Origin of the sequence: Pseudomonas sp. B20(2017), assembly GCF_002113125.1 — a bacterium.
Lineage (GTDB): Bacteria > Pseudomonadota > Gammaproteobacteria > Pseudomonadales > Pseudomonadaceae > Aquipseudomonas.
Window position 1 is genome coordinate 61,156 of sequence record NZ_NEJP01000020.1, and the last position, 20,079, is coordinate 81,234.

20 protein-coding genes and 4 tRNA genes are annotated in these 20,079 nt (G+C 60.4%); 10 read left to right on the top strand and 14 right to left on the bottom strand.

All coding sequences use genetic code 11. From position 1 onward, the window contains the following. The first annotated feature begins 118 nt into the window (after nt 1-118). The 5 genes from CAF63_RS24645 to CAF63_RS24665 all read left to right on the top strand — a co-directional run bounded on the left by CAF63_RS24645 (nt 119) and on the right by CAF63_RS24665 (nt 2,320). A tRNA-Asn gene (locus CAF63_RS24645) sits at nt 119-194 on the top strand. A gap of 9 nt (nt 195-203) precedes the next feature. After that, nucleotides 204-280 (top strand) — tRNA-Pro (locus CAF63_RS24650). A 5-nt stretch (nt 281-285) separates the two neighbouring features. Next, nucleotides 286-361, top strand: a tRNA-Lys gene (locus CAF63_RS24655). A gap of 97 nt (nt 362-458) precedes the next feature. Further along, nucleotides 459-535 (top strand) — tRNA-Pro (locus CAF63_RS24660). A gap of 159 nt (nt 536-694) precedes the next feature. Continuing rightward, complete coding sequence (locus CAF63_RS24665; protein WP_085689759.1) at nt 695-2,320, top strand: methyl-accepting chemotaxis protein; 1,626 nt, start codon at nt 695-697, stop codon at nt 2,318-2,320. A gap of 72 nt (nt 2,321-2,392) precedes the next feature. Here the strand turns inward: CAF63_RS24665 and CAF63_RS24670 are convergent, their stop codons facing one another. The 5 genes from CAF63_RS24670 to CAF63_RS24690 form a co-directional block, all read right to left on the bottom strand. Beyond that, complete coding sequence (locus tag CAF63_RS24670; protein WP_007959573.1) at nt 2,393-2,800, bottom strand: hypothetical protein; 408 nt, start codon at nt 2,798-2,800, stop codon at nt 2,393-2,395. A 294-nt stretch (nt 2,801-3,094) separates the two neighbouring features. Further along, nucleotides 3,095-4,393, bottom strand: coding sequence for an NAD(P)/FAD-dependent oxidoreductase (locus tag CAF63_RS24675; RefSeq protein WP_085689761.1), 1,299 nt, complete (start codon nt 4,391-4,393; stop codon nt 3,095-3,097). A gap of 66 nt (nt 4,394-4,459) precedes the next feature. Then, complete coding sequence (locus CAF63_RS24680) at nt 4,460-4,633, bottom strand: DUF3094 domain-containing protein (protein WP_007909875.1); 174 nt, start codon at nt 4,631-4,633, stop codon at nt 4,460-4,462. A gap of 51 nt (nt 4,634-4,684) precedes the next feature. Further along, entirely contained in the window at nt 4,685-5,212 is a 528-nt protein-coding gene (locus CAF63_RS24685; RefSeq protein WP_085689763.1) for an MOSC domain-containing protein, read from the bottom strand. After that, nucleotides 5,209-5,835, bottom strand: coding sequence for a DUF1780 domain-containing protein (locus CAF63_RS24690; RefSeq protein ID WP_007959580.1), 627 nt, complete (start codon nt 5,833-5,835; stop codon nt 5,209-5,211). The genes CAF63_RS24685 and CAF63_RS24690 overlap by 4 nt, the downstream gene beginning before the upstream one ends. A 130-nt stretch (nt 5,836-5,965) precedes the next feature. Here CAF63_RS24690 and CAF63_RS24695 point away from each other — a divergent pair, with 130 nt between their 5' ends. The 3 genes from CAF63_RS24695 to CAF63_RS24705 all read left to right on the top strand — a co-directional run bounded on the left by CAF63_RS24695 (nt 5,966) and on the right by CAF63_RS24705 (nt 7,400). Further along, entirely contained in the window at nt 5,966-6,433 is a 468-nt protein-coding gene (locus tag CAF63_RS24695; protein ID WP_085689765.1) for an FAD/FMN-containing dehydrogenase, read from the top strand. Next, entirely contained in the window at nt 6,430-7,119 is a 690-nt protein-coding gene (locus CAF63_RS24700) for an energy-coupling factor ABC transporter permease (RefSeq protein ID WP_085689767.1), read from the top strand. Before CAF63_RS24695 ends, CAF63_RS24700 begins: the two co-directional genes overlap by 4 nt. Before the next feature lie 65 nt (nt 7,120-7,184). Beyond that, nucleotides 7,185-7,400: a hypothetical protein gene (locus tag CAF63_RS24705; RefSeq protein ID WP_007959584.1), complete on the top strand. Its 216-nt coding sequence runs from the start codon at nt 7,185-7,187 to the stop codon at nt 7,398-7,400. A 6-nt stretch (nt 7,401-7,406) separates the two neighbouring features. Here CAF63_RS24705 and yacG read toward each other — a convergent pair whose 3' ends face one another. From yacG to pilB, 5 genes are read right to left on the bottom strand one after another with little or no spacing between them, the layout of a single operon-like run. Next, nucleotides 7,407-7,607 carry a DNA gyrase inhibitor YacG gene (yacG, locus tag CAF63_RS24710; RefSeq protein WP_011335983.1) on the bottom strand — a complete coding sequence of 67 codons (201 nt, stop codon included), beginning with the start codon at nt 7,605-7,607 and terminating at the stop codon, nt 7,407-7,409. Further along, nucleotides 7,604-8,227 (bottom strand): dephospho-CoA kinase, encoded by a 624-nt coding sequence (gene coaE, locus CAF63_RS24715; RefSeq protein ID WP_085689769.1) that lies wholly within the window; start codon nt 8,225-8,227, stop codon nt 7,604-7,606. The genes yacG and coaE overlap by 4 nt, the downstream gene beginning before the upstream one ends. Next, entirely contained in the window at nt 8,224-9,096 is an 873-nt protein-coding gene (locus tag CAF63_RS24720) for an A24 family peptidase (RefSeq protein WP_085689771.1), read from the bottom strand. The genes coaE and CAF63_RS24720 overlap by 4 nt, the downstream gene beginning before the upstream one ends. A gap of 1 nt (nt 9,097) precedes the next feature. Next, nucleotides 9,098-10,315, bottom strand: coding sequence for a type II secretion system F family protein (locus CAF63_RS24725; RefSeq protein WP_085689773.1), 1,218 nt, complete (start codon nt 10,313-10,315; stop codon nt 9,098-9,100). A 2-nt stretch (nt 10,316-10,317) separates the two neighbouring features. After that, a complete protein-coding gene (gene pilB, locus CAF63_RS24730) occupies nt 10,318-12,018 on the bottom strand; it encodes a type IV-A pilus assembly ATPase PilB (protein ID WP_085689775.1) in 1,701 nt (566 codons plus the stop codon). A 226-nt stretch (nt 12,019-12,244) separates the two neighbouring features. Here pilB and CAF63_RS24735 point away from each other — a divergent pair, with 226 nt between their 5' ends. Both CAF63_RS24735 and CAF63_RS24740 read left to right on the top strand, forming a co-directional pair. Further along, nucleotides 12,245-12,676, top strand: coding sequence for a pilin (locus CAF63_RS24735; protein ID WP_039771655.1), 432 nt, complete (start codon nt 12,245-12,247; stop codon nt 12,674-12,676). A gap of 296 nt (nt 12,677-12,972) precedes the next feature. Continuing rightward, entirely contained in the window at nt 12,973-13,329 is a 357-nt protein-coding gene (locus CAF63_RS24740; RefSeq protein WP_011335977.1) for a BON domain-containing protein, read from the top strand. Nucleotides 13,330-13,495: 166 nt separating this feature from the next. Here the strand turns inward: CAF63_RS24740 and CAF63_RS24745 are convergent, their stop codons facing one another. The 4 genes from CAF63_RS24745 to acs form a co-directional block, all read right to left on the bottom strand. Beyond that, complete coding sequence (locus CAF63_RS24745; protein WP_085689777.1) at nt 13,496-13,792, bottom strand: DUF2845 domain-containing protein; 297 nt, start codon at nt 13,790-13,792, stop codon at nt 13,496-13,498. Continuing rightward, nucleotides 13,792-16,743, bottom strand: a complete 2,952-nt coding sequence (locus CAF63_RS24750) for a DUF748 domain-containing protein (RefSeq protein ID WP_085689779.1) — start codon at nt 16,741-16,743, stop codon at nt 13,792-13,794. Before CAF63_RS24750 ends, CAF63_RS24745 begins: the two co-directional genes overlap by 1 nt. A 109-nt stretch (nt 16,744-16,852) precedes the next feature. Continuing rightward, a complete protein-coding gene (locus CAF63_RS24755) occupies nt 16,853-17,869 on the bottom strand; it encodes a class I SAM-dependent rRNA methyltransferase (protein WP_085689781.1) in 1,017 nt (338 codons plus the stop codon). Between the two features lie 145 nt (nt 17,870-18,014). After that, nucleotides 18,015-19,952: an acetate--CoA ligase gene (gene acs / locus CAF63_RS24760; protein WP_085689783.1), complete on the bottom strand. Its 1,938-nt coding sequence runs from the start codon at nt 19,950-19,952 to the stop codon at nt 18,015-18,017. Nucleotides 19,953-20,079: the final 127 nt, after the last annotated feature.

Below are 20,079 nucleotides of genomic sequence, written 5' to 3' on the forward strand. Positions count from 1 at the left end.
GGGGTTGACAGAGGTGTTCTAGGTTGTAGAATAGCGCGCCTCAGACACACGAACGCAGCGATGCGAAAACGGTGTCGAGAAGCTGCAAGTTTCACCGTAGTAAATTGAAATATGTAGTTCCGTGATAGCTCAGTCGGTAGAGCAAATGACTGTTAATCATTGGGTCCCAGGTTCGAGTCCTGGTCACGGAGCCAATTTCAAACCGGGGTATAGCGCAGTCCGGTAGCGCGCCTGCTTTGGGAGCAGGATGTCAGGAGTTCGAATCCCCTTACCCCGACCATTTTTGGGTCGTTAGCTCAGTTGGTAGAGCAGTTGGCTTTTAACCAATTGGTCGTAGGTTCGAATCCCACACGACCCACCATTTTTGAAACCAGGTAACACTGGGATCGAATCTTAAGATCAGAGGCCAAAAGCGCTGATCGAAGAAGGCGATCTTTGAAAGGTCGCCTTTTTTTTACCGGGGTATAGCGCAGTCCGGTAGCGCGCCTGCTTTGGGAGCAGGATGTCGGGAGTTCGAATCCCCCTACCCCGACCATATTAAAAATCCTCGTATTGAAAGATACGGGGATTTTTTTTGCCTCCAGAAATGTTTCATTCAAGTCGTCGTACAACTTGCCGATAGCCCGCTAACGAAAGGGGCCTGCCGCATCAAGCGCCCCTGAATTCTGCCAATACAAGAAAAAGGGCGTTCGTCATGTTGCTTCGTCAGTTGAATATTGCTCCCCGTGCCGCCCTGGGCTTTGCCCTGATCGCGGTGCTGGTGGCGTTGCTCGGGGTGTTTGCGCTGGGGCAGATGTCGAGCATCCGCGACAGCGAAGTGGCAGTGGAGACGCAGTGGCTGCCGAGCATTCGTGGTGGCGACGAGATTCGCGAGATCATGTTGCGCATTCGCACCATTTCCCTGCGCATGGCGCTGGATCAGGATCCGGCCAACATCGCCACGTACCGCAGCCAGATGGACACCCGCGACAAGGAACTGAGCGAGAAAATCGCCGCTTACGACCGACTGGTGACCACTCCGGAAGGCCAGCAGTTATACGATCAGTTCAAGAAAACCTTCGCCGCCTACCGTACCGGGATCGCCCAGTCGTTCACCCTCGCCGAGCAAGGCAAGCGCGATGAGCTGACCAAGTTGCTGCTGGTCGACATGAAAACCGTGGTCGACGGCTCTGGCAAACAACTCAATGACCTGGCCGATCTGTTCGCCCGCCAGGTCGCCGCCGAAAGCCAGAACTCTGCCGCCCACTACGAAACCTCGCGCACTATCGTGACCCTATTCATTGCTCTGGCGGCGCTGGCAACCGTGGCCCTTGCGACGTTGCTGACCCGCAGCATTGTTCGCCCTCTGAGCGCCGCCGTCGACGCTGCTGAACACGTTGCCAGAGGCGATCTGACCCGTCCGATCGAAACCCACGGCAACGATGAAGTCAGCCGGTTGCTCAAAGCGTTGGCGACCATGCAGCAGAACCTGCGTGAAACCCTGCAGGGCATCAGCGGCTCGGCCACGCAGCTGGCGACCGCTTCCGACGAACTGAGCGCGGTTACCCACGACAGCACGCAAGGACTGCAACAACAGAACAACGAAATCGAACAGGCCGCCACTGCCGTTAACGAGATGACCACGGCGGTCGAGGAAGTCGCCCGCAATGCGGTGTCGACGTCCGACGCTACCCGTCAATCCAGCGAGTCGGCACAACTGGGACAGGAACGTGTCAGCGAAACCGCGAGCGCCATCAACGCCTTGGCGAGCGAAGTCGAACACACCGGCGAGTTGGTGCAATCACTGGCTAACCAGTCGCAAGACATCGGCAAAGTGCTGGACGTGATTCGTGCGATCGCTGAACAGACCAACCTGCTGGCACTCAACGCTGCCATCGAAGCGGCGCGGGCCGGGGAGAGCGGGCGCGGGTTTGCGGTTGTCGCCGACGAAGTCCGGGCGCTGGCTTATCGCACGCAGCAATCGACCCAGGAAATCGAGCAGATGGTGCAGGGCATGCGCAACGGTTCAAGCCTGGCGCTGGAGTCGATGCAGGCCAGTGCCTCGCGGGCGGCCACCACGCTGGTGCTGGCCGAGCGGGCCGGTGAAGCGTTGCAGACGATCACAGCCTCGGTAAACGAAATCCATGAGCGCAATCTGGTGATCGCCAGCGCCGCCGAAGAACAGGCGCAAGTGGCGCGGGAGGTGGATCGCAATCTGGTGAACATTCGCGATCTGTCGGTGCGCTCGGCGGCGGGTGCTGATCAAACCAACGCGTCGAGTCATGAACTGTCGCAACTGGCTAACGCCTTGCAGGGCATGGTGCGGCGCTTCCAGCTGTAATCATGCAGACGTGAAAAAGCCGCGCTTCTCGTCAGAGAAAGCGCGGCTTTGTTTTGTCGGGCGTCTGAAAAATCAGGCACCGTCCTGGTCTTTCAGGTGTTCGAACAGACCTTTCGGCATTTTCTTGCCATTGGCTTCGAAGTTGGCTTTGACGTTGTTGTACGCCTCTTGCTCGTCGATGAAACCGTCGTGGTTGGTGTCGATCTTGTCGAAGTCGGATTTCGGCGCGACCTTCAGGAACTCGGCGCGCGAGACCTTGCCGTCGCCATCGGTGTCGGTCTTGGCCATCGACGCATCGCCGCATTTGCCTTCACCGCATTTGCCTTCCGGGGTTTTCACCGAAGTCTCGGCCGAAGCGACCATGTAGCCCTGGGCCAGCGGTTGCGCGGCGAACACCGAGCCGGACAGCATCAGGCCGCCGGCCAGTACGGCACCGACCAGGCCAAGGGAGTTTTTGCCGATTTTCGAAGTACGGGACATTGCATTCTCCTTCGGTTGCACAGCGCAACCACACGTTAAGGGCGATCAAGCCGGAGCAGGTGTGCTCGGGTGTGGCCATTAAGCGGTGGCGGTGTATCGCGTCTGTGTCGAGGAGCGGGGGAGTTTGTAATCGAAGGTGCGAACGTGTGGCGCAGATACAGTAGGAAACAGAACTTTCAATCAACACAAATCATTGTGGGAGCGAGCTTGCTCGCGAATGAGGCAGGTCAGCCGATGCATTTATCGACTGATCCACCGTCTTCGTGAGCAAGCTCACTCCCACAGGGTGTTACATCAGTGCAGCTTCAGGCGTGGCTCGGTGCCGCGTCCGATCTTGCTGCCCAGCATCAGCATCGCCGTGCGGAACGGGCCGTACAGCGCCATCTGGTGCATGCGGTACAGCGACACGTAGAACATCCGCGCCAACCAGCCTTCGAGCATCACGCTGCCGGTCAGATTGCCCATCAGGTTACCCACTGCCGAAAAACGCGACAGCGAAATCAGCGAGCCGTAGTCGGTGTACTTGTATTCCGGCAGGGTCTTGCCTTCGATGCGCAGTTTCAGCGATTTGGCCAGCAGCGAAGCCTGTTGATGCGCGGCCTGGGCCCGAGGCGGAACGTTGCGATCCGAGCCGGGTTGTGGGCACGCGGCGCAGTCACCGAAGGCGAAGATGTTTTCGTCACGGGTGGTTTGTAGCGTCGGCAGCACTTGCAGCTGATTGATGCGGTTGGTTTCCAAGCCGTCGATGTCCTTGAGGAAACCCGGTGCGCGGATCCCGGCGGCCCAGACTTTCAGACTCGCCTTGATCTCGTTGCCATCGGCGGTGATCAGGCTGTCGGCGGTGACCTGGCTGACCGACGCGTTAGTCATCACGTTGACCCCGAGTTTTTCCAGAGTCTTGTGCACCGGCCCGCTGATACGTTCCGGCAGGGCTGGCAGCACCCGTGGCCCGGCTTCGATCAGGGTGATGTGCATGTTTTCCGGTTTGATCCGGTCCAGACCGTAGGCCGCCAGTTCATGAGCCGCGTTGTGCAGCTCGGCCGCCAGTTCGACGCCCGTGGCGCCGGCGCCAACGATGGCCACGCTGATCTGCTGGACCGCATCGGTCTGCCCGGCGTGGGCACGCAGGTAGTGGTTGAGCAGTTGCTGGTGGAAGCGCTCGGCCTGTTTGCGGGTGTCGAGGAACAGGCAGTGCTGCGCGGCGCCCTGGGTGCCGAAATCGTTGGTGGTGCTGCCGACCGCGATCACCAGCGAGTCGTAGGGCACTTCGCGCGCCGGGACCAGCTCAACGCCGTTTTCGTCGTAGGTGGCAGCCAGCTGGATCTTCTTCTGCTCACGATCAAGCCCGCTCATGCGCCCCAGCTGGAACTCGAAGTGGTTCCATTTGGCCTGGGCGACATAGTTGAGTTCGTCTTCGGAAGAATTCAGCGATCCGGCGGCCACTTCGTGCAGCAGTGGTTTCCAGATGTGCGTGAGGTTCGCGTCGACCAGCATGATGCTGGCGGTGCCGCGTTTGCCCAGAGTCTTACCCAGACGGGTAGCCAACTCCAGACCGCCGGCGCCGCCGCCGACAATGACGATACGATGGGACATAGGGATAGCTCGCAAGGTTTTTAAAGGAAATCTTTGTCGTCGTAACCCGAGCGAGCGCGATGCAGCTCATAGCGTCAGGTAACTGATAAATCGGCTCAACAGGCCCAGACCAATGGTCACTGCCAGCACCAGCACCAGGAGCATCCACGGCCGGAATGGCCGGCGCTCGACACGGTGTTGGGACAACTGCAGGTACTCTTCGACATGCTTCTGGTCTTCGGGGTTCAGGCGGCTGGTCATAAAGGCCTCGTCAGGTAGACGTTACTGAATGAAAACAAGCTACAGCGGTTTTCAACCGGGATTGAAAGGAGCATAGCCACTGTCCGGGACCGGTTCGACAGACACGCCATCCCCGAGGCGAATGATCCCGCTTTGTAACACTCGTGCGGTGATTCCGCCATGTCCGCGCACGGCCTGGAACGTGCCCGGGCCAAGGTTGTTCTGCAGGCGCGCGCACGGCTGGCACCAGCCCGTGGTTTCGAAAATCGCCTGACCAATGCGAAAGCGCCGACCCTTGAGGCTGAACAGGTTGATCCCGCTTATAACGAGATTGCGCCGCAGATCTTCAGGCGTGACCGGATGCTCGTGGGGACGGCCCATCAAGGCGCTGATGACGGCCAGATGCTCCCACTGAATCAGCGTCACCTGCCGCGCATTTCGCACACCGGGCCGAGCGTGATCGCCGGTGAGCCCGGCTTCAAGTCGCGCCTCCACTGCGTCGAGTGCGAGCATCGGCCCCCGGGACTCGGGGCGCACGCCAATCCAGCGCACGCATCCGGTCTGCGGGACATCGGCAATCAATTGTTGAAGTGGCGTCACAGGCTGATCCCGACATCGAACACGATGCTGCGCCCCAGGTTACCGCGCAGAAAATCCGGGGCATCGGGATGGGCGAAAAGCACCCGTGCAAAGGTGGGCCCGACCAGCGACAGCGAACGCCAGCCCTGACGCAGGTATTCGGTGGGCGGCGGGAAGTGGCTGTTGAGGTCGAGCACTTCGCGTTTGAGGCTGGCGAAGGCAATGATGTCCAGCTCGCCGAGGTCCATGCCGCGTTCCTTGTAGTTGTGCGCTTTCTTGCGCAAGGTCGGCGCCAGTCTCAGCAGAAATTCATTGGCCGGAATCCGTCGGGGCTTGGCTTCACGCCGCACCAGTTGGCTGAGGGAAAACGCGCTGCGCCGACGTTGCAGCTCATCGCGCCATTCGTCGTTGAGCCGACGGCCCTCGTCGAGGACGAAAAACACCTCGAAATTGGCATCGCGAAACAACACGTCCGGCGGCTCACCGGCCGGGGCGAATTCGTCGGCGCGATAAGGAATGTTCAAGCCTTGCAGCAGACGCTGGCAGACCCAACGCTCACGCTCCCATTTGCGGGCATTGGACAGAAAGGCGTTGGCTTGCTCGGCCGCGATGGTCAGCAGGCGTAAATAATCTGAGTCATCCATAGGCCCAAGCTTAGCGTTCAATTGCGACAAGCAGAAAGCGTTCGCGCGGCAAAGTGCATCAGTGGGCAGTCGGGAGGGGCGGTGTAGACTGAGGTCACCGTGTATCAACGTCGAATGAAAGGGGCTGAATGTGAAATTTCGCTGGCTGTTGTTGTTCGCTGTCGTTCCGCTATGGGCCCATGCGCTGGAAATAGGTGAGCGACTGGCACCCTGGACGCTGCTGGACCAGTACGATCAGCCGTTTACTCTCGATGACCGCACTACGACGCTGTTGGTGGCGCGTGACATGGACGGTGCGAAACTGCTCAAGCAAGCCATGGCCGATCAGCCCAAGGGCTATCTGGAGGCGCGGCACGCGGTGTTTGTCGCCGATATCCAGCGCATGCCGGCGCTGATCGCGAAGATGTTCGCCGTTCCGGCGATGCGTGACTACAGCTATCGAGTGTTGCTTGATCGCGAAAGTCGCGTGGCCTCTCGCTACCCTGGGGCCGAAGGCGCGGTGCTCTGGCTGCAGCTCAAGGACGGGCGTTTGCTGGCCCGGCACGAATACACCCAGGCGGCTGAACTACGTGAGGCGCTGGAGCAGGCTCGCCCATGATCGGCGCCGAGCTGCTGTCGTCTGCGAGCCTGCTGCTGGGATGGCTGATTTACCTGCCGGTGCTGCTCTGGGCGATTGCACGCGCACCGTGGGTCGAGTTGTTCAGTGACAACCGACGTCAGCACTTGCTGTTCGGAACGGTGTTCGCGTTGTTTCTGCTGTGGCTGGTGCGCAGGGACTTCGACACCGGCGTGTCTTACCACTTCATCGGCATGACAGCGGTGACACTGTTGCTGGACTGGCCGCTGGCGATCGTCGGCGGACTGGTGGCGCAGCTGGGACTGGTGCTGTTGGGACGTCAGGATCTGGTGGCGGTAGGGGTCAACGGCGCCTTGCTGATCCTGTTGCCGGTGCTGATCACCGAATGCGTGGCGATCCTGGTCGAGCGTGCGCAGCCGCGCAATCCGTTCGTGTACATCTTCTGTTCCGGCTTTTTCGCCGCGGCGCTGTCGGCGTTGTTCTGCCTGACGCTGAGCCTGACGTTGCTCTGGTACGACGGCCTCTTTGCCATGCCCGAATGGCTGGAAGATTTCATCGGTTACCTGTGGCTGCTGATTTTTCCCGAAGCCTTCATCAACGGCATGGTGGTCAGCGCGCTAGTGGTGTTTTGCCCGGAATGGCTGGAGACCTTCAACCGCACCCGCTACCTTTCGGCGCCGTGGAAGGACGACGATCCCAAGTCTTGATCCACATCAAATCCACCCAGCGCGCGGCATTTCATGCTCGGCCAAATCCCTTCAGGAGCAGCGGCATGAGCGTGTACGAGTGGGCGAGGCAGGAAACCCGGCAGAGTCTGGAGATGGCGCAGGAGGTGGGGTTCGATCCGGGCTTGAGCCTGCGCGCTTTGCTCAGTGCGGTGGTGCAGCAGAGCAAGGCGGTGCGCAACGCCGAAGACCTGGCCGACGAGTTGCGCTTTCTGGCGGAAAACCTCGACGACGATCAGGACTACGGCTTCATGCGGCCCTGAACGGGATCAGTGACGTGGGTCGAAATCGCCGGAAAACAGTTCGTCCTCGGCATCCGGGGCCACCGGAATCTTGTGCTCTTCCGACGCCCAGGCGCCGAGGTCGATCAGTTTGCAGCGGTCCGAGCAGAACGGGCGGTATTTGTTTTCCGGGGTGAATTCCACGGGCGCGCCACAGGTCGGGCAGTTGACGGTTGGGGTCTGGCTCATGATTGGCCTCCGGATAAAGTCAGGTAAAAGTGATGCAGGCGCTCGACCTCGCTGTGCAGCCAGGCGAGGTCGCGGTCGTTGACCACCACGTCGTCGGCACGGCTGACGCGGTCTTCGCGGCTGGACTGGGCCTTGAGGATCGCCTGGACCTGCTGTTCGCTGGTCTGGTCACGCTGCAAGGTGCGTTCGATCTGCAGTTGTTGCGGGGCGTCGATTACCAGAATTCGCTGGGTCATCGCGTATTGCCCGGATTCAATCAGCAGCGGCGAAACCAGAATCGCATAAGGCGATTTTGCCAGCGCCAGGTGATGGGCGATTTCTTCGGCGATCAACGGATGCAACAAGGCTTCGAGCCAGCGCCGTTGCTCCGGCACCTCGAAGATCAATTTGCGCAGGGCTGCACGATCCAGCGTGCCGTCGGCCTGCAACACACCGGGGCCGAAGTGTTCGGCGATCTTCGCCAGCGCCGGACGGCCAGGTTCGACCACCCAGCGCGCCGCGTGATCGGCGTCCACCACGTGGATGCCAAGATCGATGAAGTGCTGGGCGGCGGCACTTTTACCGCTGCCGATGCCGCCGGTCAGGCCGAGAATCCAGGGTTTTTCCACAGGGGTATTCATTTCAAACCGACAAACTGCCAATAGAAGCCGGTTATTTGACCACCCCAGAGCAAGGCAATCCAGCCGGCAATTGCCAGATACGGGCCGAAGGGAATCGGCGTCGAGGTTTTCTGGTCGCGCAGCTTGAGCAAAATCACCCCGAGCACGGCGCCCACCAGCGAAGACAGCAGGATGGTCAGCGGCAGAATCTGCCAGCCGCCCCAAGCCCCGAGCAGCGCCAGCAGCTTGAAATCGCCGTGACCGATGCCGTCCTTGCCGGTGATCAGCTTGAACAGCCAGAAAACCGACCACAGCGCCATATAGCCCAGCACCGCGCCCCACAGGGCGTCGTGCAGCGGCACGAACAGCTCGAAGCTGTTGACGATCAACCCCAGCCACAGCAGCGGCAGCACCAGCACGTCGGGCAGTAACTGATGCTCGGTGTCGATCAGGCTCATGGCCAACAGGCCCCAGGTCAGCACGATCAGCAGGCACGCCGGCCAGCCGAAACCCAAGTGCCAGGCAATGAATGCCGAGAGCAGGCCGCAGGCCAGTTCGGTGAGCGGGTAGCGCTTGCTGATCGGGGCGCTGCAACTTGAGCAGCGCCCGCGCAGGAACACGTAACTCAACACCGGGATGTTTTCCCACGCGCGGATCCGGTGGCCACAGTGCGGGCATTGCGAGTGCGGCAGCATCAGGTTGTAGGTAGGCAACGGCGATTCACCGGGCAGTCCCAAAACATCGTGAGCCTGCTGACGCCATTCACGCTCGAGCATTTTCGGCAGGCGCCAGATCAACACGTTGAGGAAACTGCCGACCACCAGCCCCAGCAACAGGGCGGTGAAGATAAAGGCCAGCGGATACAGGCTGAAGAGTTCGTCGATAGGCATGTCAGATCGCTGAGCCGAGTTGGAAGATCGGCAGGTACATCGCCACCACCAGACCGCCGACGATCACCCCGAGCACCACCATGATGAACGGCTCCATCAGGCTGGTGAGATTGTCGACCATGTTGTCCACCTCGTCCTCATAGAACCCCGCGACCTTGTCGAGCATATCGTCCAGCGCGCCGGACTCTTCGCCGATGGCGGTCATCTGCACCGCCATGTTCGGAAAGATGCCGGTGGAGCGCATCGAGAAATTCAGCTGCATGCCGGTGGAAACGTCCTGGCGGATACGCAGCACGGCGCGCTTGAACACCACGTTGCCGGTGGCACCGGCCACCGAATCCAGCGCTTCCACCAGCGGCACGCCGGCTGCGAAGGTGGTGGATAAGGTCCGGGCAAACCTTGCCACGGCGGACTTGTACATCAATGTGCCCACCAGCGGCAGCTTGAGAAACCAGGCGTCGCGCCGGTCGCGCAGGGCCTGGGATTTTTTCAGGGCATGGCGGGTGCCGAAAAACGCAGCCACCAGCGCACCGAGAATCGCCCACCACCATTGCTGCATGAACTCGGACAGGCTGATGACCATCAAGGTGAAGGCCGGCAGTTCGGCACCGAAGCCGGAGAACACCGACTGGAACTGCGGCACTACCTTGACCAGCAGAATCCCGGTGACCACCGCCGCCACCAGCACGACGGCGGTCGGGTAGGTCATGGCCTTCTTGATCTTGGCCTTGAGGCTTTCACTCTTTTCCTTGTAGGTCGCGACCCGCTCCAGCAATGTGTCCAGGGCGCCGGACTGCTCGCCGGCATCCACCAGGTTGCAGTACAGCTCGTCGAAATATTGCGGCTTCTTGCGCAGCGCGGCGGCGAAACTGTTACCGGCGGCGACCTCCTGTTTCACCTCGTCGACCAGTTTGCGCATGGCCGGGTTTTCGAAGCCTTCGCCGATGATGTCGAACGACTGCAACAGCGGCACACCGGCCTTCATCATGGTCGCCATCTGCCGGGTGAACAGGGCAATGTCCTGAGCTTTGATCCGCTTGCCGAAGCTCAGCAGCGAGGCGGTTTTTTTGCGTACCTTGCCGGGGTTGATGCCCTGCTTGCGCAATTGGGCCTTGACCAGCGCGGGGTTCTGGCCGCTCAGCTCGCCGGTCACCTTGCTGCCTTTGCGGTCCGTGCCTTCCCAGGCGTAGACGCTGATTTTCGCTGCCTTGACCGCCATGTTCAGTCCTTGGTGACCCGGTTGATTTCTTCAAGGCTGGTGATGCCTTGCATGGCCTTGATCAGGCCCGAGGTGCGCAGGTCGTTGAAGCCGTCCCGGCGCATCTGGGTATCGATTTCCAGCGAGTTGCCCTCGGCCATGATCAGGTGTTGTAGCTCGGGGGTGTTCTTCACCACTTCATAAATTCCCACGCGACCCTTGTACCCGCCGTTGCAGTGATCGCAACCGGAGGGCTCATAGATCGTGAAATTGCCGACGCGTTCCTCGGGGAAGCCTTCCTTGATCAGTGTCTCGCGGGGGATCTCGATGGGTTTCTTGCAATGGCTGCAGAGTTTTCGCGCCAGCCGCTGGGCAATGATCAGGCTCACCGAGGTCGCGATGTTGAAGCCGGGAATGCCCATGTTGTGCAGGCGAGTGAGGGTTTCCGCCGCGCTGTTGGTGTGCAGGGTGGACAATACAAGGTGCCCGGTCTGGGCGGCCTTGATCGCAATTTCGGCGGTTTCGAGATCGCGGATCTCGCCGACCATGATCACGTCCGGGTCTTGACGCAGGAACGAGCGCAGGGCCTGGGCAAAGTCCATCCCTTGGCGCGGATTGACGTTGACCTGGTTGATGCCTTCCATGTTGATCTCCACCGGGTCTTCGGCGGTGGAGATATTGATGTCGACGGTATTGAGGATATTCAGCCCGGTGTACAGCGAGACGGTCTTGCCCGAGCCGGTGGGACCTGTCACCAGAATCATGCCCTGGGGCTGTTTGAGGGCGGCCATGTACAGGTCTTTCTGCTCCGGCTCGTAGCCGAGGGCATCGATGCCGATCTGGGCGCTGGACGGGTCGAGGATTCGAATCACCACTTTTTCGCCCCAGAGGGTGGGCAGGGTGTTGACCCGGAAATCGATCGACTTGCTTTTCGACAGACGCATCTTGATCCGCCCGTCCTGAGGTTTGCGTCGTTCTGAAATGTCGAGGCTGGCCATGACCTTCAGCCGCGCGGCAATACGCCCGGCGAGCTGAATCGGCGGCTTCGCCACTTCACGCAGTATTCCGTCAGTGCGCACCCGCACCCGGTAGTTCTTTTCGTAAGGCTCGAAGTGCAGGTCGGACGAGCCGCTCTTGATCGCGTCCAGCAGCATCTTGTGTACGAAGCGCACCACCGGGGCATCGTCGGCATCGATCCCGCCGAGCGTATCCTGCTTGCTGTCGTCGACCGACTCGATGTCCAGCCCGTCGAGGTCGACATCGGCCATTTCCTCCAGGCCGGTGGCGTGGGTGTCGAAGAATTTTTCGATGGCGTCGGTGAGCTTGTCGTCCTCGACCAGAATGGCTTCGGTGCTCAGCCCGGTGCTGAACTGAATGTCGTTGATCGCCTGATGATTGCTCGGGTCGGAAATCCCCACGAACAGCTTGTTGCCGCGCCGCCAAAGGGGAAGGGCGTGGTGCTGGCGCACCAGTTTTTCGCTGACCAGCCCTTTGGGCTGGGTTTCCTTGTCGAGGCAGTTGAGGTCCATAAATGCCATGCCGAAATGCTCCGAGGCAATCTCGGCGACCTGCCAGCTCTTCACCAGTTTGTTCTGCACCAGGTAACTGACCAGCGATACGCGATTGCGCTGCGCCTGTTGCCAGGCTTGCTGGGCACTCTTTTCCGTGAGCAATTCGGCCTGGACCAGTTGTTTGGCCAGACCGCTCAGAGCGATGTCGTTCATGGGGTTTCCACGTGCTTGCCGTTCATGACTTATAGCCTAGTCAAGTGACAGCGCCAAACACGCGGGGTGCAGGTGACAAAAAGTGTCAGATAGTGCGGTTACGGGTTGTAGGAATCGGCACGACGTCCGGGTCACGCCCAGCTGGCCGGGGCTGAAAGCGCTTGGCACGGGCTGTGCTGAGTCCATTTCAGATCATGAGATTCCGACTCATGCATGGAGCGTGTCTATGAATAAACAACAAGGTTTCACTCTGATCGAGCTGCTGATCGTGGTGGCGATCATCGGTATTCTCGCTACTGTGGCGCTGCCGCAGTATTCCAAATATCAGGCGCGGTCGAAGGTGACGGCGGGGCTGGCCGAGATCTCGGCAATGAAAGTGCCGTTCGAGGATGTGATTAACCAAGGCACTGATCCTACGCTGACTAATGTGGCGGGCAGTGCAACGGTTACAACCTCCAATTGTTCTGTTACGGCTTCGGGCACCGCTTCGTCGGGCGCCGGTTCAATTGTTTGCACGATCAAAAACGCTCCGGGTCCGGTACTGGACAAAACCATCACGCTTACCCGCTCTTCCGGTACGGGGGCAGGTGTATGGACATGTGCCACAACGGTGGCGCCGGATTATTCGCCAAAAGGCTGTACTGCGAGCGGTACCTGATTTATCGATGGGCTACAAAAATGCCCCGCAATGCGGGGCATTTTTTATGGCGCGAGACTTCACAAAAGCTTCAATAATTTCAGGGTGTTAGGAACTTTCTGAAAAGCCGCAACTTGCATGTAAGTATTGGCCATGTCATGCAAATTGCATGATTTCGGAAATTTCTTTTTCGGTTAACTTGTTGAATTTAAAGAATATTTTTAATTCGAAAAAGTTGGCACAGTGTTCGCAACTACCTCGGTAACCCTGCTGACAAGACAACCAGCAGACTTTCCAGAAAAACAGGAGTTACTCGTATGAAGAAGTTCGCTATCACTGCCGCTGCTGCTACCGCGCTGACCCTGACCATGGCATCCGGTGCATTTGCTCAATCGACTCAGACCACTCAGGCGCCAATGACCCTGGCGGCCGGTGAAGTCACCAAGGCTAAAGAAGCTACTTCCGATACCTGGATCACTACCAAAGTCAAAAGCGACCTGGTAACCGAAAAAGGCATTCCTGGCACCGACATCAAAGTCGAAACCAACAAAGGTGTGGTTTCCCTGTCCTCTGACGTAGCGATCACCGAGGCTCAGAAAACCACCGCCGTGAACATCACCAAGAAAATCAAAGGCGTGAAAGCGGTCTCCGCTGACGGCCTGAAAGCCGAGTAAGGCAAGACTTCTCGCCTGGACCGGGAGAAGACGCGACAGGCGGGCCGAGCAATACGTCTGCCGCACTTTAGAGTTCATGCGAACGGCCACACGGATTGTGGCCATTACAGGCCCCGGCACATGTGTCGGGGCCTGTTCTATTTCAGAGGAGGAAAAAGCGTGGAGGTCAGTTGCCGCGTTTGCTGTTGATCTGCTTCAGGCGATTGCCTTCAAAGCGCAGGTATTGATACATGCCGTTGCTCGGGCCGTAGGTCCACTCTTCGACCTGAAACTCTTCACGACGGTTGGCGCTGCGCTTGTAACCGAGCAGATCGCGACTGACCGGCTCACCGCATTTCTGCAACACCTCGCTGGCGCGGTCGCCAAGGCTCACCAGTTGGCTGCCGCAGCGCAGGGTATCCGACGCCGTAGCCTGGCTGGCGATCAACGCCAGCCCCAATGCCGTCAGCCATTTGCGGTTCATCACTCGGCATCCAGATGCATTTGCGTCACTACCCGACCATCGCTCTCCGCTTCACCGAGGTTGGCGTCGATGAAGTACACGCGATCGTCGGCCAGTTGGCCCTTGTCCACCAAATAGTCCTTGATGCTGCTGGCACGATCCTGACCGAGCTGGCGCAGCAGCACGTCGCTGGAACTCCAGAACTTGATCACATCGGCGCGCATTTTCGCGGTGCGTTCTTCCTTGCCCAGATCCTTCCATTCGGCCGGTGGCTGGGTTTTCAGGCGGGTGCGGTAGATGCCTTCGAGCAGCGGGCCTTTTTCGTTATCCGGAACCTGGATCAGCGAAGCCTGCGCCGGCACCTTGTCGCCCCGGCGCTGGAGCATCTTGTAGTAGTTGTACTGGTATTCACGTTCCAGGCGCTGTTCGGCGAGCAACGGGCCGTCACTGCTTTTTGCAGCGGTGCCTTCGATTTCCAGGCGCAGGGCCGGACGCTCCTTCAGCGCTTGCGACAGTTTCACCAGCGCCGCTTCGGCGTCTTTGCTCAGGTCGCTGGAACCCGGTGCGAAGGACACGGTGCCGAGGTCTTCGGAACCACCACCGCTGACCAGACCGCCAATCAGCTTGAATGGCGCGGCGGCGGCCTTGACGATCAGGTTGCGCAGGGTCTGCCAGACAATCGGCATCACGCTGAATTGCGGGTTGTTCAGGTCACCGGTCACCGGCAGTTCGATGGAGATCTTGCCGTCCACGTCCTTGAGCAGGGCGATCGCCAGTTTCAGCGGCAGGCTCACGGCATCCGGGCTGTCGACTTTCTCACCCAGTTGCAGCTGCTCGACCACCACTTTGTTCTCGGCCTTGAGCTGGCCCTTGGTGATCAGGTAATGCAGGTCGAGGTTGAGCCGGCCCTTGCGAATCCGGTAGCCGGCGAACTTGCCGGAGTAAGGGGTCAGGGTGGTCAGCTCGACCCGTTTGAAACTGGTGGCGATGTCGAGGCTGGCCATCGGGTCGAACGGATTGACCGCGCCCTTGATGGTTACCGGCGCATAGCGGTCGACCTTGCCCTTGACGTCGACGCTGGCCGGTTTCGCCTGACGGCTGTCGATGGTGCCGATCTGGCCGTTGAGCTGCTGGATTGCGGTGGCAAAGTTCGGGGTCAGGCTGAAGTCGGCGAAGTTGGCCGAGCCGTCATTGATCGCGATGCCACCGATGTGAATACCCAGCGGTTTGTCATTGCTCGCCGGTTTCGCCGCAGCGGTCTTCGCCCCGGAATCGGCTGGCTGCGGGATCAGCAGGTCGTCGATGTTGGTGGTGCGGTCATCGTTGATCATGAACCGTGCATACGGCTGGAACAGGTTGATCCTGTCGATCGACAGGCTGTCGCCGTGCTGATAGTTCAGGCCTTCGACCACCACTTGCTGCCACTTGAGGAAGTCGCGGGTTTTCAAGGTGTCGAGGGTGTGCAACTGATCGACCTGAGCGCGACCGGTGACGCTGAGGGCCAGCGGGTCGGTGCTTTTCAGGTTCACTTTCAGGTCGCTGCCGAGCATGCCGCTGCGCAGTTCGAGGCGAATGAACGGGTTGATGTAGGACTGCGCGACCCGCAGGTCGATGTCCTGGGTTTTCACGTTGAGCTGCGCGGTGACCGGGGCCAGATTGACCACGCCGTCGGCGCTGATCTTGCCTTGCTTGCCCAGGCCAGTGTCGAGTTTGAGGTTGAAAGGCGAGCCGTTGAGGCTGTCGAAATTCTGCAGATCGACGTTCAGCGGGGTGACATCCAGAGTGACCTCCGGCTTCGCCGAGCGGTCGGCCAGATGCACTTTGTAGTCACGCAGTTGCACGTCCTTGACCAGCACTTGCCACGGCTTGCTCGGCGCAGTCGGCTCGGGTTTCGGCGAGTCGGCAGCGGCCGGAGTGCTTTTCGGTTCCGCAGCCGCTTTGGCGGCAGGTTTCGATGGCTGGCTGGCGAACAGTTTCTGCCAGTCCAGTTGGCCGTCCGCTTCCAGCGCCGCCCAGGTTTCCAGTTTCTGGCTGCGGATCTTGCCGACCACCACTTGCTGTTTGGCCAGATCCACGGTGGTGTCGCTGACGTCGAGGCGCTCGAGTTTCGCCAGTTGACGCCCGTCCGGCGCCTTGATGGCGAACGGCGCGATGTTGACCGCGACGTTGCTCAGCAGCAGTTCGGTTTCCTTGGAGAGGTTGAGCTTGTAGTCGGTGCTCAGGCTGACGACACCCTCTTCCAGCACCAGTGGCACGGCGTCGCGCACGTAGGGCCAGAAGGCTTTCATCTTGCCGTCGGTGATCTTGAGGGTGCCTTCAGAGGCGATCGGGACCAGGCTGAAGTTGCCTTTCCAGTCGATCTGCCCACCGGCCGGGCCGATCGCGACGAGGGTCATGTCGGCATTGTCTTCAGGCAGGGTGCTGAGGTTTTTCAGCTCGAAATCGAGCTTGTCGTAGAGAAATTCGATCGGCTCGCTGGGCCGCGCATCCACAAAATGCAGGTTGCCGCCGGCCAGCTGGATCCGGTCGATGCGCAGCGGAAACGGTTTGGCGTCGGGATCGGCCGGGGTTGGCTCGCTGGCCGGGAGCTTGAACAGACCGAGAAGATTGAGCTGGCCATCCTTGGCGAACAGGATCTCGGTCCTGGATTTTTCCAGTTCGATGTCGGACAGATGCAGGGCTTTGGTCCACAGGCTGTCGAGTTGCAGGTTGGCGTACAACCGTTCGAAGCCGACCTGTTCCTTGCCCGGCTCGCCGATCACCAGGCCCCACAGCGTAAGTTCAAGGCTGAACGGGTTGAGCTCGATGCGCTGCAGGTGCGCCGGCACCGTGGCGTAGTTGGCCAGTTGCTGATTCACCACCCTGAGCGCAATGCCCGGTAAAATCAGGAACCCCAGCAGGCTGTAGAGGGCCAGGGCAGTCAACAGGGCGCCAATCGCGCGAATCAATCCTTTGGGCATGTGCGGCTTCATCTGTCTGAATCGGAGTGCCTTGGAGTATGGCACGCGATTCCGGTTCCGAAGCAAATGCCCATGCTCAGGATTGTTCAGATTTTTCCGTGGGAAATTTCCTGCATTGCTTTTAAAGCTGGAGGATCAGGGTCTTCAGCGGTGGCTGCTGATCCAGCGACGGGAAGTCCCGACCCGGGGTCATCACGCTCCATTCTCGCACCGGTCGCCCGGCTTTTTCGGCGCAGCGCAGCACCTGCTCGCGCCAGTCGTCCATGCTGACTTTCGCCAGGTTGTTGCAGCAGATCAGCACGCCATTCTCGGCGGTGGTCAGCAGGGCAGGCTTGAGCAGGCTTTGATAATCGCGCAGCAGGTCGACGGTGCCGAACGCGCTCTTGGCCCACGCGGGCGGGTCGAGCAGCACCAGATCGTACTGGCGCTGTTCGAGGCGTTGATAGCTCGGCAGTTTCTGCCCGCGACGCTGGCTGATCGGCAGACCGGCCAGTTGGCGGATCGCCGGGAAGTAGTCGGACTGGATGAATTCCATGGTCGGCAGTTGCGGGTTGAGCTGACCGTTCTCACGGCCGACCGCCAGATTGCCCTCGGCGAAATCCAGGTTGCACACTTCGCGAGCCCCGCCGGCCGCTGCGCTGAGACCGACGCCGCAGGTGTAGGCAAACAGGTTGAGCACGCTTTTGCCCTTGGCGTGATCCTTGACCCAGCCGCGGGTGTTGCGCAGGTCGAGGAACAGCAGCGGATCCTGCCCGGCATGGCGCCCACGCACACGATAATTCAGGCCCCATTCGTGGCCAACCAGATCGGCCAGCGCCGCGTCGTCGGCGCGGTAGACGCTGTCTTCACGGTCGATCCGCGAGTTGCCACGGGAGCGGTCGTTGTAGACCAGCAGGGTTTCCAGACCAAGAGTCTGGTTGACCATGGCGTGCAGTTGCAGCAGGTCTTCGCGCGCCAGGGTCTGGTGGAAGCTTTGCACCATCAGTTGCGGGCCGTAGCGGTCGATGGTCAGGCCGCCGGCGCCTTCCTGGCTGCCGTGGAACAGCCGATAGCAGTCGGTGCCCTGGCGGTGCAGCTCGGCGAGCAGATCCTGGCGTTGGTCGAGGGCGGCGCGCAGCGCCAGGTTCAAGGAAGACATGCGGGCGCCTTGCTGGAGGGAATCGGGGCGCGGGAGTTTAGCAGTTTGGCAGGCAATCGAGGGGTTCCCATCGCGAGCAGGCTCGCTCCCACAGACGATCATAAGTCCTGGTGGGAGCGAGCTTGCTCGCGATGCTTTTGCACCCTTACTGGTTCAGGCGTTTATCGATCAAGCCCTGCACCACGCTCGGATCCGCCAGCGTCGAGGTATCGCCCAGGCTGTCGAGTTCGTTGCAGGCGATCTTGCGCAGGATCCGCCGCATGATTTTGCCCGAGCGGGTCTTCGGCAGGGCCGGGGCCCACTGGATCAGGTCCGGTTTGGCGAAGCTGCCGATTTCCTTGCTGACGTGGGCCAGCAGTTCTTTCTTCAGTTCATCGTCGGGCTCGGTGCCGTTCATTGGTGTGACGAACGCGTAAATCCCCTGGCCTTTGACGTCGTGGGGGTAACCGACCACGGCGGCCTCGGCGATGCTGTCGTGCAGCACCAGCGCGCTCTCCACCTCGGCGGTGCCGATGCGATGGCCGGAGACATTGATCACGTCGTCGATGCGCCCGGTGATCCAGTAATCGCCGTCCTCGTCACGACGGGCGCCGTCGCCGGTGAAGTAGTAACCGGGGTAGGGCTTGAAGTAGGTGTCGACCATGCGTTGCGGATCGCCGTAGACGCTACGGATCTGCGCCGGCCAGCTCGACTTGATCGCCAGCACGCCACTGCCGGCGCCTTTGATTTCCTTGCCGTGCTCATCGAGCAGCACCGGTTGCACGCCGAACATCGGCTGGGTGGCGCAGCCCGGTTTGATCCGCTGGGCGCTGACCAGCGGGCTGAGCATGATGCCGCCGGTTTCGGTCTGCCACCACGTATCGACGATCGGGCAGCGTTGTTCACCTACGACGTTGAAATACCATTCCCACGCTTCCGGGTTGATCGGCTCACCGACACTGCCGAGCAATCTGAGGCTTTGTCGCGACGTTTCCTGCAAGGGCCCGGCGCCTTCACGCATCAGTGCGCGCAGGGCGGTGGGGGCGGTGTAGAAGATGTTGACCTTGTGTTTGTCGATCACCTGCCAGAACCGCGAAGTGCTCGGGTAGCTCGGTACACCTTCGAAGATCAGGGTGGTCGCGCCATTGGCCAGCGGGCCGTAGACGATGTAACTGTGGCCGGTGACCCAGCCGACGTCGGCGGTGCACCAGAACACTTCGCCGTCACGGTAGTCGAGCACGTACTTGAAGGTCATCGCCGCTTGCAACAGGTAGCCGCCGGTGGTGTGCAGCACGCCCTTGGGTTTGCCGGTGCTGCCGGAGGTGTAGAGGATGAACAGCGGGTCTTCGGCGTCCATCGGTTCCGGCGGGCAATCGTCGCTGACATCACGCACGGCCTGGTGATACCAGAGGTCGCGTCCTTCGACCCAGTCAACTTTGTTTTGGGTGCGCTCGACCACCACGACGGTGCTGACATTCGGGCAGCTCTGCAGGGCCTTGTCGACGTTCTGTTTCAGCGGCACGAACTTGCCACCGCGCACGCCTTCGTCGGCGGTGATCACGGTGCGGCAGTCGGCGTCGAGAATGCGGTCGCGCAAGGAGTCCGGGGAGAAACCGCCAAACACCACCGAATGAATCGCGCCGATCCGTGCGCAGGCCAGCATCGCGTAAGCGGCTTCGGGGATCATCGGCATGTAAATGCACACCCGGTCGCCTTTCTTCACGCCACGGCTTTTCAGCACGTTGGCCAGGCGGCAGACGTGGTGATGGAGTTTGCTGTAGGTGATTTGTGTCGATTCGGCAGGGTCGTCGCCTTCCCAGAGGATGGCGGTCTGATCGCCGCGCGTTTCCAGATGGCGGTCGATGCAGTTGTAGCTGACGTTCAGCTTGCCACCGGCAAACCAGGCGGCTTCGCCGGTCTTCAGGTCATAGCGCTGGACGGTTTGCCACGGGGTGCTCCAGTCGAGGAAGCGGGTGGCCTGTTCGGCCCAGAAGGTGCTGGGGTGTTCAATGGATTCGCGGTACAGGCGCTGGTAGTCGTCCTGACTCAACTGTGCAGCCCGGCGGACGGCATCGGCTTTAGGGAACGTGCTGATATCGAACATGACGGTTCCTTATTCTTGTTGTGCGACAAGGATAAAGATGCGCCGAGAGGTCAACAGGTTCAAGTCACGCGCAAAACAACTGTGGGAGCGAGCTTGCTCGCGATAGCGGAGTTTCAGTCAACGTTGA